Here is a 16,620-nt window from a genome sequence, read left to right as displayed (position 1 = left end):
CCAGCCCACAAACAACAAGCCCATGCAGATGGTTGCATGGGCTTGTTTGTATATGACGCCATCCGCTATATCAGTGACGGTAGCCATTGGGGTTGCCACTTTGCCAACGCCATGCATCAGCACACATCTCATTGATGCCCAGTGTCGCCGTCCAGCCGAACAGCTCACGCGCCTTGTCACTGCTGGCATAGCAAGCCGCCACATCACCAGGTCTGCGATCAACGATGGCATAAGGCACCGACTGCCCTGTATTTGCTACAAAAGCATCCACAAGCTGCAATACCGACGTGCCATTACCTGTGCCTAGATTAACAGGGCAAAAGCCGACACCGCTTGGGGTATTGACCAGATATTCCAGTGCTGCCACATGACCTTTTGCCAAATCCACCACATGAATATAATCACGCACACCCGTGCCATCAATGGTGTCATAATCATTACCAAAAACAGACAGCTTTTGTAATTTACCGACCGCCACTTGGCTGATATAGGGCATTAAATTATTGGGAATATCACTTGGATCTTCACCAATCAGACCGCTTTTGTGCGAACCAATAGGGTTAAAATAACGCAATGACACAGCATTGAACTCACCATCCGATTTTGCCAAATCTTCCAAAATGTACTCAACGGTCAATTTAGACTGTCCGTACGGATTGGTACATGAGCGCTTGGCGGTTTCGACAATTGGCAATACTTCAGGGTCGCCATAGACAGTTGCCGATGATGAAAAAATAAAGTTTTTCACCCCATATTCTTGCATGACTTCTAGCAAGTTGAGCGTGCCTGCGACATTGTTTTGGTAATATTTGACGGGCTTTGCGACCGACTCACCCACTGCTTTTAGTCCAGCAAAATGAATCACGCCAAAAAAATCATGCTCAGCAAAGGTTTTGGCAAGCAAATCTTTATCCAAAATATCACCTTGGATAAATTGGATGCGTTGCCCCACAATCTGTTCCACTCGCGCAAGCGCCACTGGACTTGAATTGGACAGATTGTCATACACCACAGGTGTAAATCCTGCTGCAATCAATTCAATTAAGGTATGCGAGCCGATATAGCCTGCGCCACCGGTTACGAGAATTTTTTTCATCATACTTCACCCTTAGTGTGATTACGGCCGATGCCATGATAATCGCCTGCATACTGTGCGACCAATTGATTATTCAAGATATTTTTGGCATCAAAAATCGGTAAGCCAAACTGGTTTAATTGCTCAATATTTGGCAGCACCACTTCTGACCAGTTAAGAATAAACAGTGCATCGCACCCACTTAACTCATAAGCATCATCGCACAGACCAAACAACGGCTCATCGCCATAAATTTCCGTCAGCTCAAAGCCTGCATTTGGGGCATAAATGCTTGTCTTGATGCCATATGACCATAACAGCTTTAGGAGCGGATGAATGGCCGAATTGGTCGTGCGGCCTGTACCTGTGCGATAGCCTGCACCCCAAATCATCACTGATTTACCATCAATAAAGCCATCAAAATATCGCCAAAATTTACGGAAAATCAGCTCTTTTTGGTCTTCGTTAATCTGCGATACGGTGGACAATAGACGGCTTTGGACATGATTTTGTTTAAAAAATTGATCAAGTAACTCAACTTCGGTAGGCAGTGTCTGACCGCCAAAGCCCCACCCTGCCGACAGATAATCCTTGCCGATACGCTTATCCATCCCCATCACTGTCTGCACCGTTGTCATATCCACGCCACTGGCATCCGCTAGGCGCGCCATCTCATTGACAAAGCTTAGACGCGTGGCAAGCATCGCCATAATCCCTGCACGGGCAAATTCCACCGTCTTAACATCACCAACAAACTGCTTATCCGTGCGAGATAACAGCATGAGTAGCAGCTCATTGGTTGTATGCACGTCCAAGCTCTTCTCACCGATCATCATCATATCAGGCGATGATAATGAACCAAAACCCGTACCATCTTTCATAAAGACAAACGGCACATAGCAGACTTGGCTGGTAGCAAACTCATTTGCCAAGCTTGCCACATCACCGATAGCCACCGAACCACTTAAGATGACTTGGGCTGTCGTGTCAAATAACGATGACAACTGCTTATCCACGCCTTGGGCATCCAAAAACAGCCACACATAGGCGGCAACACTAGGCGTATCCACCACGGTGATTTGCCCTGTTTGCGTGTACATTTGCCACAGGGCTGACATCTGATGGTCAAACTTGTAGCTTGCCAATGTGTGCGACACTGCACTTTCATCAGCCAACAACTGCACCGATTTATTTAGACTGGCCAGCCAAATGGCAGTGTTGATAGACTCATTAGTACAGCCGATGAGTAGGATAGAATCAGTCATCACACACCCCCTTGTACGGCTTGAGCCTGTAAAATCTTGGCAAGCAACGCATTGGTTGAGCCATCAAAGCCGTCCGCCTTGCCATCATTTAGGGCATCAAACACACTGTTTGCCATCACTTTGCCCACTTCCACGCCCCATTGGTCAAAAGGATTAATCCCCCACAGTACACTCATCACATACACTTTATGCTCGTATAAGGCAATCAGTGCACCCAAAGTAGATGGGCTTAAGCTGTCTAATAATAAGGTTGTAGATGGCTGATTACCGCGATAGCGTTTAAACTCATTCAATTCATCTTGAGCGGTTTCGCCAAGCGCCCCATTACCAAAGGCAAGCACCTGTGACTGCGCAAGACAGTTTGCCAAGGATAATTTGTGCTGTTCTTCTAAATAGGCATCGTGATGGTGCTGCTGATTATCATATCGACGAATCGGCGTGATAAAATCGCACGACACCCTTTGCGTGCCTTGGTGTAGTAGCTGATAAAAAGCGTGCTGAGCGTTTGAACCAATATCCCCCCACAAAATCGGACAGGTGTCATAATCCACCGCCACGCCATCACGCGCCACCGATTTGCCGTTGGACTCCATCTCAAGCTGGGTCAGATAATTGGGAAAAAATGACAATCGCCCATCATAAGGCAACACCGTATGGGCATTGATCCCCAAAAAGGTAGAATTCCACACACCAATCAAGCCAAGCAGTACAGGCAAATTGTGCTCAAAGTCAGCGGTGGCAAAGTGTGTATCCATCGCATAAGCACCCGCCAGCAGTGCACGAAAACCCGTCATGCCAATACGAATAGCAATGGCAAGCCCGATGGCCGACCACATACTAAAACGACCACCCACCCAGTCCCACAGCAAGAGCTGATTGTCCGGATGAATGCCCCACGCACTCATCTTATCGGTGCGAGTCGAGATACCGATAAAATGCCGACGCAATAGGCTTTGTTCTTTGGCACCGGTGGAGAGTAGCCACGCTTTGGCAGTTTTGGCGTTTGATAATGTGTCAATCGTGCCAAAAGATTTGGACGAGATGATAAACAGTGTCGTTTGCGGATTGAGTTTTTTAAGCAAGCCATCAAGCTGTGTGCCGTCCATATTGGAAACAAAATGCACCCGAATGTCCGTATCTGCCCATTCCTCCAGTGCTGTCGCCGCCATAAGCGGACCCAAATCCGAACCACCAACCCCGATATTGACCACATCAGTGATTGCCTTGCCTGAATAGCCACGCCACACACCTGTACGGATACGGCTGACGATCGCTTCGCACTTATCTAGACTATCATGCACCTGCCCACCGACATCCACACCATCCACCAACAAAGGCTCACCCTTTGGCAAGCGTAGAGCCGTGTGCAAAGCAGCACGATTTTCGGTGTCGTTGACCTTGACACCTGATAATAACTCATTGATTTTATGGGATAAATTTTTGGATTTGGCAAGGGTTATCAATGCCGACAGACGCTCATTATCCAGCGCCTGCTTACTATAATCCATATAAATCCCACAGGCGGCTGCACTAAATTGCTCACTGCGACTGCTATCGGCAAATAATTCACCGATATTTGGCGTGGTGGCAGCAAGATTTAGTAGGGCTTGCCAAGCGGTATTGGTGGTATGGCTCATGAATTATCCTTAATTCGCAGACTTGACACCCAATTTATCAGCAAAATACACAAAGGCCTGCATATAGCTGGTCATATCGCCAGCATCAAAGCTGTTACCCACCATCGTCACCACATCCATGCCTTGCGTGCCGATCAGTGCATCAATGGCATCGGTGAGCTGAATCTCGCCGCCGACGCTTGGGGCGGTCTTGGCAAGATACTCAAAAATCGCATTATCAAACACATAGCGACCCACCACAGCCAAATTTGACGGTGCGACATCAGCCGAAGGCTTTTCGACAAAGCCTTTGACATCAAAGCAGATATTGTTATCTGATTTTTCAATGGTTTGGGTATCAGCTAGGCGAGCGATGCCATATTTATGAATGTCTGCCGTCGCCACAGGATCAACCAAAATCTGACTGCGACCTGTCTTGGCAAATTCAGCCATCATAAAGGCAAGGTTATGCATCTCATAATCAGACGCATAAGGGTTTAGCACCACATCAGGTAGCAGCACGGCAAATGGGTTATCACCTACCACCGCACGACCCTGTAGAACTGCATGACCTAGACCCAATGGCTTACCTTGGCGGACGCTAGTGATGGTGACATCATCAGGCAAGAAGCTTAGGCTGTCAGCCAAACTATCCTTACCCTTAGAGCGCAGCTGGGTATCCAGTTCGCTGTTGATATCAAAATAGTTCTCAATCGCCATCTTTTGGGCATGATTGACTAGGACGATATTTTTGATCCCAGCAGCGATGGCTTCTTCGATGACATATTGGATGGCAGGTTTATTACCCAGTGGCAGCAGCTCTTTTGGCACTGCCTTGGATAGCGGTAGCATACGCGTACCAAAGCCTGCAACAGGGATAATGGCGTGGGTGATATTTTTCATAATCTTCTCTTACTTATAATAACTTTCTAGCATCGCAAGCAATCGCTCACGATAATCTGGAACTGGATTTTTTAATTCGGTATTAAAATCATTAGCGCAAAACGAATGCGGTGAAGCATCTAGCCGTTTTAACCTTTCCAATTTATCATAACAGGTTAATGCCTTGCGAGATCGGATATTAAAATAATAACATACATCAATTCGCTCAGCCGCCTTGCCCTCATAATACATCAGCCACGGCACAAGGCAAGTTGCCATATTAATGTCATTATTACCACGAAAACGATTGGGCAAAAACTGTCGTATTTCACCTTCAAATGCCTGCCATGCCTGTTCATATACCGAACGCTTCAGTGGATAATACGTATGCACCAGTGCATTGGTTACCGCATGGTGATGCAACCGAGCTAACAACTCTAGGCTCTTAAGTGAAGCAAGCAGTGTCGGTGTCTGCACCCCTCGATGAAACATCTCGGACAAGCTTTTGGAAGAAATAAAAATCGATGCCAGATTATTTGCTGAAAAGAAGTGTTCTTTTGGTAAGGATCTTGCCACAAAGACGTCATCATTAAAATAAATAAAATTCTCTGATAGATTTGGGATTTTATGCAAAAACGCTTCAATCACATGAGAATTAAATGTCGGCAAATACTGCTCGTCAATAATTTGCCGATGATCAACAACTGATATACCATCAAACTCACCAAGCCAGCTTGGCACCTGACTGTCCGTCACGATATAAACATGATTCACCCAAGGTAGGTATTTTTTGACCGCCTTGACCGAATAATACAGCTCATTATGATTGTCAAACCGTGCAATATCAGTGGCAAACTGACCAACATTATCTCCGCTGACCTGTTGGACATACTTTTGATATTTGGCCTGCCAAGCTGGATCAGTATTATCCACCCAAGTAAATACCACATCCACTGGCACATTACCTGCTGTTACAACATCATTGACGCCCGAGTAGGCAATAAATGCCGACTCGGTTGCTTCATCCACACCAAGCTCAGTATGTGTCAAGGGGTAATGCTTATTAAAATAATCCCGAAAAAAGATGGGAGGATTTTGGATAAGCTTTTTGGCTTTTTTTTTGTATATACCTAGAGGGTTTTTCATATCACAATTATTATAAGGAAAATATCTAATTAAATAAGAGTTATAACTTTTCCGGTGTTGGCATATTATTAAAAACCGTATCATAACTATTATTAAGATGGCCTATATCCAAAGCCCAATAACCTAGTTTTGCTAGCCGACTGGCTAACACAGTTCCTGTCGGACCAAGTGCTATTAAAAAAACATCAATATCAGAGCTAGCAATACACTTTTCCACAAGTTCATTTATCTCATCATAAGCATTTGCTGGCAAAGAATAGATATGTTTTGAATCGGACAAATTATCAAACATGAAATGACTAACATTCATCTTTGAAGAGATGCCGGTAACAAAGCAAGCTTTTTTACCATCCCATAAATCTTTCCAAAGATTCACCATTGCATTTCCGTATTTGTAAAAAGCTTCCGGCCTCGTAATAAACGAATCACCTAAAATGCATTGCTTTGATAAAAGAAATTTACACTGATACCAATGCTTTGTCCAATATTCAGCCCACCAAGGATTTTCTATCATTAAACCAGGCATACAAACTAAGAGAGAGTTTGAATTATTTTGTTGGCATATATCTTGTAATTCTTGGGTTAAAGACCAATTGCTTTTTTGAAATGTGAGGCTGCGGCGCGTTGTCATCAAAGTTATTTCGCCATCTCCGAAACGAGCTATGCTTAATTTATCTTGAGAAATTTTCATTAAAGTTTCTTTCATGGAGAGAAGCCTCTCCGCCATAAACTCCCCCATGTTTAAAAATACTTGATTGCGCAAGCTTAATAAAGTTGAATTATTTATTTGACACAAACTTTTTTCAATTACGGATAATCGACTAAGAATATCTTTTTCAACCCTAATACACGCCCCAAAGATCTCATCTAAATACCATAATAAATCATGATTGTTTTCTAACTTTTTAGATTTGATCGAAAAAACTGAATCAAGTTCAAGTGTCGGATGCAACCGATTTCCTGTCATAAAATTAAAACCAAAAAATTCAGAAAATTTAATCCTACTGGTTTCATTTCTAAAAACCAACTCTATGCTTAAATCCTCGGAAATTTCAACAGCGCAATGCAAGGATGGAGTTTTCAATTCACAAAATACAACGTGACGATATATATCTATTCTGTTAATAAAATAGTGATCCTTATAGTGTCTTTTTAATTCGTTTAATAGTACATTCTTGGAAATAATCATTTCTCACACTCCTTTTAAGCTGGCCAAATTTTTATCTTTATTCATATCAGGATAAACAGCCACCATTATTCGATAACAATATTTTGCCAAACTCTTATCTCCCATCAGAATTGCCAATTCAGCAACCAACTCCCAATAATCATAGGAATGGTCAACTGTTGGTTTTTGCAATAGCTGATATGCTTCTTCAATTTTACCTAGGCGATAATAGGCCAAAATTACAGGATGCAAAAACTGGGTTCGCCACTCCTGCTTAAGCATCGAATCTATGCGAATAATTTCACTCCAGTTTTTTTGCGATAATTGTACATCAATCCATAATGTCAATAATTCATTATCTGCGCAAATTAAGTGCAACAAGTTCGAATCATTGGTAATTTCTTCTGCTAATTTAGCCAATGATCTAGTTTTGCACAAAGACTTAATATAACAAAGATTATCTGGAATAGGCAAACTTACACCCATATCTTTTAAAATTTGAAAATGATCGATGCTGTACTGATAACTACCTTGAGCATAATCCAATTGTGCGTTTAACAGATGGGCTGCATAGTCATTATTAGCTATCGCACTATGCAATCTAATGTGCCCATAACCTCTGTCATATAACTCCAATGCAATCAACGCCCGAGCTGCTAACAGGTTTGGTTTGTAAAGATACATTTCATCTTTAGTCCAAATTTCATCACGAATGGTAGTCTCAACCAGTTCTACAATACGCCCTTGATCTTGCTCTAGAATGGCTTGAGATATTGCCACAATAACCAGTTCGCCTGCCGAAAGAGAATATGATGCTAATAGTTCCTTTGTGACATCAAACTTCAGTTTGTCTTGCAAATAAGCATGTGCCAACAGGCCAATAATTACATTGTGTACATTTTGGGTTTGGTTATTTGTAAAATATTCCGAAATACCTGCATAATCCTGCAACCAAAAATCTATTAATGCTTGCCATTGATTGCGCGTCTGTTCGTCGGTCGTTTCTTGTGCCAACAGCTTAAACAGTGTTTGGTATTTACCTTGCATATATAATGCTTGATACAGTTCTGGCTGGAGAGTTTCTGATGATTGTTTAGTTAAAACCCTCTCAAGTACCGGCCAAGACCGATAGGTATGTGCATAGGACAGCATTTGTTGCACAAAATCATCAGCCATAATAGATGGCTGGCTTTGAGTATTATCTAATGCTAAAATTTCTTGATATACTCTTTCACAGTTTTTATCATCACGATGCGCAAAAGTATCATCAATACGCTTTTGATATTCTGGCAAAGCGCGGCCATCATTAGCAAGCACCGCTGCCAAATCAGACAATAGTTTATCTTCATCAGTCGAAACCGCCCCAAAGCCGTGAGTCTCATATTCAAAATAACCCCTCTGCCACTGTTCGGCAAAAAACTCTTCGAAATCAAATTGATAATACAGAACGGTCTTCCCAAGATATCCCATCTCAAAAGCAACGCTTGAATAATCCGTAATCATCAAATCTGCTGTTTGGAACAGTTTTTGAATGCTTTCATCTGGATTAGCTCGCCAAATCTTAATATTGCTTGGAATATTAAACTCATCCAAATATGCTTCTGTATTTTTATGTGGTGCAAACACCACCTCATAGCCATGCTCACGTATCAAACGCTGCAATTCAGCACTTGCCAAAAATGATTGCCATTTCTGAGCATATTCTGATTGCATAAATTTAGGATTTTTAAGAAACTGCCCTGTTTGCTTATCATGACTACCAAGTAAATATTTACGCCAAGTTGGCATAACTACGATGCGCTTAGTATTTGCCACATTGCCTTTCAACAAAGCATCATGACGCGGAAAGCCTGTCAGTTTAATTTCCTTTTTACTATATTTATAATGATTATTATCACCTGCTATGGAGTCATACTCATCATATGTGGCGACTGCCATCAGACTCATGTATTGAATTTTTGAATTGTACCAAGAATACAGGTCATTTTGAGTGACGCCATGGGGTAAGAATACAAAATCTTTTGCCAGCAAGCCCTTATCGCCAAAATAATCCACGATGTAATTATCAATGTGCGAACTGATAATTTTTGAGCAATTTTTCAACTCAGTCTCAAATCTTACTGAGCCAAAATCAAGCAAATTAAAGCCCTCAGCCTCCAATCTAGCCCAATCGTGCGAACTTTTGCGCAGAGCAAAATAGATTTTTTGCTCTGGATGGTTATTCATCACATAGCGATAAAAATGCTCGGCATTATCGTCTGCTTGCACATCACGATCCATAATAATCCAAACGTCATTTACATTTGGATATCTGTATTGCGCTTGAAAATACTGACGGATATCTTGTGCTTCGATTGGCGTGCGAATGTGCTTGCCTGCAAAACCGATTTTGGTAGGATTGCCATCCACCTCAAAGCTAATATCACCTCTGTCGGACAATGGCAACCAATAGCGGTATTCATAAATGAAAGCTTCATCTAAAAAGCTATGACGAAGGATTTTTTTATTTGATGGCTGAATTAGTGTATCATTATCATAAAAAGCAGCCATACTGCCTTCTGGTGCAAAATAATACAGCAAGATTTCATCTTTGGTTGCATCATATTTTTCAATATAACCAATTTGCAAATCCTTTCTAGGCGATTGATTCTTATAGAGATTGAGCATGCCAGCCTTGTGAAAGAACCAAGCACTCGCTAAATTAAAACGATCGATTGCATCCTCATCAATATATGTAAAGATTTCTTTTAGTAGTTGTAAATATTTATCTTTTTGCCCCTTGGTCAAGAAATTCAAAGCATTGTTATCATTAATAATGCGATGAATTTGCCAAATGTGATAATACATCACTGTTTTTTGAACATATTCTGGCACGTATCCCAATGTCTCATGGTAACTTCTGAGCGTTTGCAAGCAACCATAACGCAATACTTCATCATATCCAGATGGCTTAACCCAACCTGTATCTAGCGTACTAGAACCATCGGCTCTTTTCCGATAGTAATATTTGGCATCTTTAATAAATGCAACTCTACCCACTTGCTCATGCAAGAATAATGCGTAATTAATCATAAAAGTTGCATCTTCAAACGATGGCTTAACACGCACATCAAAACGCAAATTATGCTTATCAATAATCTGTTTTTTTACAAATGAAGAATTAACCGATAATTGAATGTGCTGATTTTGGTCTCGCACATCAAAATAACTCACTTTCTCTTTAAAGCGGTAGTTTTGTGGATGGGTATCTTTAATTCTCTTACTTTCTTCATAATAGAAAATAAAATTGCATGACACCATCCACAAGTCTTGGTCTTTTTGTAAACGCCGATCCACTTCATAAAAATAGTTAACATCAACAAAATCATCAGGATCAATAAAAGTACACCAATCTGTTTGGATATAGTTAATACCAAAGTTTCGGGCAGATGCCTGTCCACCATTTTCTTTATAATAATAGTGAATGTTTTTTGGGTATTTCTTTTGCCATTTTTTAATGATTTTGGCGGAGCTATCCGTAGAGCCATCATCCACCAAAATAAGCTGAATATGCTTTTTAAAATCCAAGCTTTGATTAACTAATGACGAAAAATATTCATCTAAGTATTTTTCAACATTATAAACTGCCGATACCACCGTAAATTGGTGTTGGCCTTCATATTTGACAGGAATTTTAGAAATTAATTGCCTGGTTCTTTTGACATACATATCCTTAAAAAACAATTCCGGATCTCTTCTTAATTTTTTGGTTTTTCTAATCAGATCGTTTTTGTTTTTGACGACCTTATTGAACGTTCTTTCAACATCATTACGATTTAATTTATCAAATATACTCATACCATTACCAACCGCTTAAAAAACTACTGTCAAATATTGGGCAAGTGTTCATTTATGATGACGCGCCCAATACCTTTTTTATAGCATCAATCACATACGCCTGGTCATCCATTGTCATTTTTGTGAACAAAGGAATAGATACCTCATTTTGATAGAGCTGCTCCGCCACAGGAAATTGCTCTGGCGCCAACTGATACATATCTCGCCAAACTGGGTGTCTATGCAGTGGAATAAAATGCACTGAGCAACCAATACCAAATTCCGACATTTTCAAGATAAAATCTTCACGAGTAATGCTGGCCTTGTTAGTCAGCTGAATTGGGTATAAATGCCACGCATGCTGATGTCCCATCTCTTTGCTCTCATAATGAGGCAGTTTGATCGGCAAATCTTTTAAAGCCTCTTGATAGACGCTTGCTAACGCTTCTCGCTTTTGCTGAAATTCATCAATGCGTTTTAATTGTACCAAGCCAATCGCTGAACAAATATCTGGTAGATTATACTTAAAGCCTGGCTCAATAACTTCATAAAACCATGCGGGAGTTTTGGACTGATAGCGATCAAATGCATCACGGCTGATACCATGCAGGCGCATAATCTTGGCACGTTTGATAAGCTCGGGATTCCGAGAAACCAACATACCGCCCTCTCCCGTGGTCATTGTCTTATTAGCATAAAAGCTAAATACCGTCACATCACTCTCTAGGGTTCCAATCAGCTTGCCTTTGTACTTAGTTGGGAATGCATGTGCTGCATCTTCAATCACTTTTAAACCGTGTTTTTTCGCAATTGCCAAAATATTATCCATTTCAGCCGTCAAGCCTGCAAAATGCACAGGAATGATAGCTTTGGTTTTTGGAGTAATCGCAGCCTCAACACAGGCAGGATCAATACAATAAGTCACAGGATCTGAATCAACAAAAATCGGGTCTGCTCCCAAATAACGCACTACCTCAGCAGTTGCCGTAAAGGTATAAGTTGGTACAATTACCTCATCCCCTGTAGTGATACCAAGCGCCTCCAGAGCCAAATGCAACCCAGATGTCGCAGAATTGACAGCAATCGCCTCCAAACTATTATCACCCAAATAAGCAACAAAATCCTGCTCAAACTGTTTGGTTTTTGGCCCTGTTGTTACCCAACCAGAGCGCAAAGTTTTTACAACTTCTTGAATCTCCTGCTCGGTGATGTCTGGTAAAGAAAACGGTAAAAAACGCTGATTTTCACTCATATTAGTACTCTTTAATATTTAATCAAGAATTTTGGATAAATTCACTTTGTTTATAGCCATCTACAAAATATTTTAATTTGTCTAATAACCATGTTACATCATTATTGCCATACGCATTCAGTATGCCAGCGAGCAACTCATCGATTTCTGTTAGAGAAAAATGTCTTTCGTGCGCTTTAATGATTCTTGGGTGCTCTGTGCGCTCCAAATTATCACCACTAATCAATAGTTCTTCATAAAGCTTTTCACCAGGTCGAAGCCCTGTATAAACGATCTCAACACCTGTTGGATATTTGTCACTTTTTAGTTGCAAACCGCTTAGCTTTATCATCCGCTTAGCTAAATCGTTAATTTTAACAGGCTTGCCCATATCTAACAAAAAAACATCCCCTCCAACCGCCATAGCGCCTGCCTGAATGACTAGCTGAGACGCCTCTGGAATAGTCATAAAATATCGAGTGATATCAGGATGTGTTACCGTAATCGGTCCTCCCTCCTGCAATTGCTTAGCAAACAATGGGATTACCGAACCTGAAGAACCGAGCACGTTACCAAATCTCACCATAGAAATAGTGGTTTTTGATTGAACATCTGCCATTGCTTGACAAACCAACTCTGACAATCGCTTACTACAACCCATTACATTGGTTGGGCGAACCGCTTTATCAGTAGAGATTAGCACAAAAGTTTCCACACCATGCTCAACCGCCTGTTTAACGCAATTTGCTGTACCGATAAAGTTGTTAATCACTCCCACAAAAGGGTTTTTTTCAACAATTGGCACATGTTTGTAGGCGGCAGCATGATATACAGTATCGACCTGATATTGAGAAAAGATTTGTTGTAGCTTTATCAAGTCTAGTACACTGCCAATCATTGTGATCACTGGCACATCTGACATAATAGACAATTCACTTTCAATATTATATAGAGCATACTCCGATAGCTCTAAAATAATCAGCTGCTTAGGTTTCAACTTTACCACCTGACGAGCCAGCTCACTACCGATGGAACCGCCGCCACCTGTCACCAAAACAGACTTGCCAGTGACGTTCTTAACCAATAAATCCCCTATTGGCTGAACACTTGAGCGATCTAGCAAGTATTCTGGAGAAATTGTTGTTGTCTGCGCTGTACTGGCCTTACCAAGCAAAATGTCGGTTAAATTCGGCAAAGTCAGAATTTGAACCTCAAACTTTTCAAGCAACTCATAAATTTCATATCTACGGAATTCACCCAAAGAGGGAATTGCCAGAATAATAATTCCGATGGCATATTTATCAATTAGCCCTTGAATATCATTAGGTGAATAGACGGGCAAATTCATGATTGTCCTACCAATCAAATCTGCATTATCATCAATAAACCCAACAGTACGATATTCTTTTTTGTTTTCAAGATGTTGGAGCAGCTCTTGACCGCCAACGCCCGCACCGTAAATTAGGACTGCTGCTTTATAACGCTGAACAGATTCCATACCTTATTACCGCCAATCGAAATTAAAAATACACCAAATTAATGCTTGTTCATTATATTAAGAAATGCAAAACAAGCTGTTGTAAATTGACAAACCATCAACCGTTTAGGATTTAGCTCTGACTACTTATCAGCCAATATTAAAAAACGGTCAAAACTATTTTATCTATAGCAAAATAGTTTCAAGCTGAAAATAAGCTTATTATAAACAAACTTTTAGGAACATACATCCTTTACCCAGCCTACATTAACACACAAACAACAAAGTTAGCAAACATCATCACAATAAGCCATCTAATAAGCTGTTTGCATGGCAATCCTACCGCCACCGCTTCTTCTTAATCTCCTGCATCGCAAGGGTGATTTCATCATGGCTTAGGCTTGCCGTGTGGCGCAATAGCTGCATCATATCAGGATGCAGGACGAACTTGGCATGCTCAGCGATCTTATCGATGCGTTCATCGAAGGTCAGCAGCCCCGTCTTGCCATCGATGGTGACATAGCCCACGCGCACTAAGGTATCGATAAAGCTTGTGAACAATGCCTTATCAAACATATCTGGCAGATCATCAGCATGTAGCACTGACACACGCTGACCAAGCACATAGCACAGATTGACCACTTGTTCGGTGTTTAGGCGGTTTGAACCTTGCTCAGACAGCAATGTCAGCGCCATAAAATAGCGCTCAAGGCTCTGCTGGGCGGGGCTTGCCAGTACCATCAGCTGCTGATACGCTTCAGAGTTGCCCTCGGGGCTACCGACCACGCCATCTCCCAAATCGACGATGACACCACGCTCGATGAGCAGATTTAGCACGCGTTCGGCTTGGGTGGCGATATTGCGTAGGGCAGTTTTTAGGAACAGCTCACTTTGTAAAAATGGATACAAAAGCTCGGTGATACTCTCAAGCTTCTCACGGTAGATACGGCCATTTCGCTGCACCAGTGCCGCAAGGAAGCTTGCGATGATAAACACATGCAAGATATTATTTCTAAAATAACTCAGTAGCGGTGCTTGCTTATCCGCCACACGAATCATATCGCCTAGGATATGCGGTGTACGCTCGATGAGCTTTAGCTTAATGCCGTATTCTAAGATCTCTTTTGGGCTCATGTCGGTGACATGAGTATCAGGATCATAAGGCAGCGCTTGGGCGATGTGCTGATACAGCTTGATCTGCTCTAGGCACTGCGCTTCATCAAGTGCAGCATTGGGTGTGGACAGTAGCACCAGTGCCAGCAGCGACACAGGATTGACCACGGCGGCTTTGTTGATGTTTTGCATCACTTTGACGCCAAGGTTTTGTACCATGGCGTGCGTCTTAGCGGTATTCTCATCACTACCATCTTGGATGGCGACATCGAATTTAGCCATAAAATCATTGAGATACAACGGCTCACCAAAAGCTAGATGCACCGTACCAAAAATCCGCTCAATCTTACGGGCAGTTTTTAGTAGGCCTAATAAATTCTCACTTTCTTTTGGCTTGCCTTTGAGCTCACCGACATAAGTCGCCCCTTCCATGATACGCTCATAGCTGATATAAGTTGGGATAAATACCACAGGTTTGGCAGGCTCACGCAGATGGCTATTGACCGTCATTGCCAGCATCCCAAGTTTCGGTGGCAGCAGACGACCCGAGCGAGAGCGACCACCTTCGATGAAGTACTCAATCGGTGCTTGGCGCTGCATCAGGCTGTGTACATATTCTTTGAACACCGTGCTGTATAAAGCATTGCCCTTAAAGCTACGACGCATAAAGAACGCCCCGCCACTGCGTAAGATCTCACCTAGGATCGGGATATTTAGGTTCTCACCGGCAGCGACATGCGGGATTCGCAGGCCACGCTTATAAATCACATAAGACAATAATAGATAATCGATGTGGCTACGATGGCATGGCACATAGACAATCTGAAAATCAGGCGCCAAAGCACGCACACGCTCAAAATGACGCACTTCCACGCCGTCATACAGTCGTGTCCATAGCCATGTCAGGAAATGATCAAAAAAACGCACCACCGAATGCGAATAGTCGCTCGTGATCTCGCCCAAATAGCCTTGGGCTTCAGCTTTGACAGCAGCGATGGATTTGCCGGTCTCGGCGGCGTGCTTTTCGATGGCATCAGTCACCACTGGTGATGACAGGATCGTGCCGGCGATATTACGCTTATCTGACAGATCAGGACCGATGATGCTCGTGCGCTGTTTATCCAGATAGCCTTTTAGGCGCATGGCGATGGTCGTGGTCAAATCATCACCCACGCCTGCTTTGGCGTCATTGATGAGTGATTGTAGATCCTTAGGCTCGCTAAATCGCACAAAGGTATCACGCCCCATCACACCGATATTAAACAGCTGCTTGGTCTTGGATGGTGATGCCCATTCATCCGCCATCATCAAGCGAAACAGCGATTCTTCCTTGTCAGGTGCACGCCCCCACAAGATGGTCACAGGCACGACTTGCACCTTGAGCTCAGGATTTGCCAAGCACGCCTGAATCAAGCGCTCCAATCGTGGCACCGTCGTCTGGCGCGTGCTGTCCGAGCGACGATCTTTCAAAAAAATCATCGCCGAAGTCTCATGAATGCCATCGGCACGCACTTCGGCCAGTGCCGATGGCAAGCCAAGTTCATCAGTCTGCATCCCAACAAGCAGGCTGTTTGATCGAGAATAAGTACGGATCACATAAAAGGTCGGAATCGTCGGATCAAGCACAGGAATTTCGCCGATGACCGTCGGCTTGACCGCCAAGGATAGGCCTTTGGCGGATAGCTGTCGATAGGAGCTCGGCGTTTGGTTGCTGGGCGCTTTGCTTGCGGCAGGCTTGTCAGCCGTCGATATCTTCGACGACAACCAATTGGGCAATTTGAACATAAAAAGTCACCAAAAACTGTGCGATAAATAATACAATCCGATGAAT

The 16,620-nt window shown here is 42.5% G+C and carries 10 protein-coding genes; all 10 read right to left on the bottom strand.

Annotated elements, in window-relative coordinates:
* Positions 1-70: 70 nt before the first annotated feature.
* The 10 genes from galE to plsB all read right to left on the bottom strand — a co-directional run bounded on the left by galE (position 71) and on the right by plsB (position 16,574).
* Entirely contained in the window at positions 71-1,096 is a 1,026-nt protein-coding gene (gene galE, locus NGM44_RS05750) for a UDP-glucose 4-epimerase GalE (RefSeq protein WP_253224636.1), read from the bottom strand.
* Positions 1,096-2,340 (bottom strand): UDP-glucose 6-dehydrogenase, encoded by a 1,245-nt coding sequence (locus NGM44_RS05745; RefSeq protein ID WP_253222794.1) that lies wholly within the window; start codon positions 2,338-2,340, stop codon positions 1,096-1,098. Before NGM44_RS05745 ends, galE begins: the two co-directional genes overlap by 1 nt.
* Positions 2,340-3,977: a glucose-6-phosphate isomerase gene (gene pgi / locus NGM44_RS05740; protein WP_253222793.1), complete on the bottom strand. Its 1,638-nt coding sequence runs from the start codon at positions 3,975-3,977 to the stop codon at positions 2,340-2,342. The genes NGM44_RS05745 and pgi overlap by 1 nt, the downstream gene beginning before the upstream one ends.
* Positions 3,978-3,986: 9 nt before the next feature.
* Positions 3,987-4,859 (bottom strand): UTP--glucose-1-phosphate uridylyltransferase, encoded by an 873-nt coding sequence (locus tag NGM44_RS05735; protein WP_253222792.1) that lies wholly within the window; start codon positions 4,857-4,859, stop codon positions 3,987-3,989.
* 9 nt (positions 4,860-4,868) lie between these two features.
* The gene (locus tag NGM44_RS05730) at positions 4,869-5,888 is read right to left on the bottom strand and encodes a Stealth CR1 domain-containing protein (RefSeq protein ID WP_253222791.1); all 1,020 of its coding nucleotides are present in this window, start codon (positions 5,886-5,888) and stop codon (positions 4,869-4,871) included.
* A 136-nt stretch (positions 5,889-6,024) separates the two neighbouring features.
* Positions 6,025-7,173, bottom strand: a complete 1,149-nt coding sequence (locus NGM44_RS05725; RefSeq protein ID WP_253222790.1) for a GT-D fold domain-containing glycosyltransferase — start codon at positions 7,171-7,173, stop codon at positions 6,025-6,027.
* Between the two features lie 3 nt (positions 7,174-7,176).
* A complete protein-coding gene (locus NGM44_RS05720; RefSeq protein ID WP_253222789.1) occupies positions 7,177-10,989 on the bottom strand; it encodes a CDP-glycerol glycerophosphotransferase family protein in 3,813 nt (1,270 codons plus the stop codon).
* Positions 10,990-11,041: 52 nt separating this feature from the next.
* On the bottom strand, positions 11,042-12,220 hold the full coding sequence (locus NGM44_RS05715; protein WP_253222788.1) for a DegT/DnrJ/EryC1/StrS aminotransferase family protein: 1,179 nt from the start codon (positions 12,218-12,220) through the stop codon (positions 11,042-11,044).
* Positions 12,221-12,242: 22 nt separating this feature from the next.
* On the bottom strand, positions 12,243-13,697 hold the full coding sequence (locus NGM44_RS05710; protein WP_253222787.1) for a nucleoside-diphosphate sugar epimerase/dehydratase: 1,455 nt from the start codon (positions 13,695-13,697) through the stop codon (positions 12,243-12,245).
* Positions 13,698-14,015: 318 nt separating this feature from the next.
* Positions 14,016-16,574 carry a glycerol-3-phosphate 1-O-acyltransferase PlsB gene (gene plsB / locus NGM44_RS05705; RefSeq protein ID WP_253222786.1) on the bottom strand — a complete coding sequence of 853 codons (2,559 nt, stop codon included), beginning with the start codon at positions 16,572-16,574 and terminating at the stop codon, positions 14,016-14,018.
* Positions 16,575-16,620: the final 46 nt, after the last annotated feature.

The organism is Moraxella sp. FZFQ2102 (assembly GCF_024137865.1).
In the GTDB taxonomy this organism is placed as follows: domain Bacteria; phylum Pseudomonadota; class Gammaproteobacteria; order Pseudomonadales; family Moraxellaceae; genus Moraxella.
The sequence above is the reverse complement of the archived record's forward strand: the minus strand, read 5'-3'. Positions and strand labels throughout refer to the sequence as shown.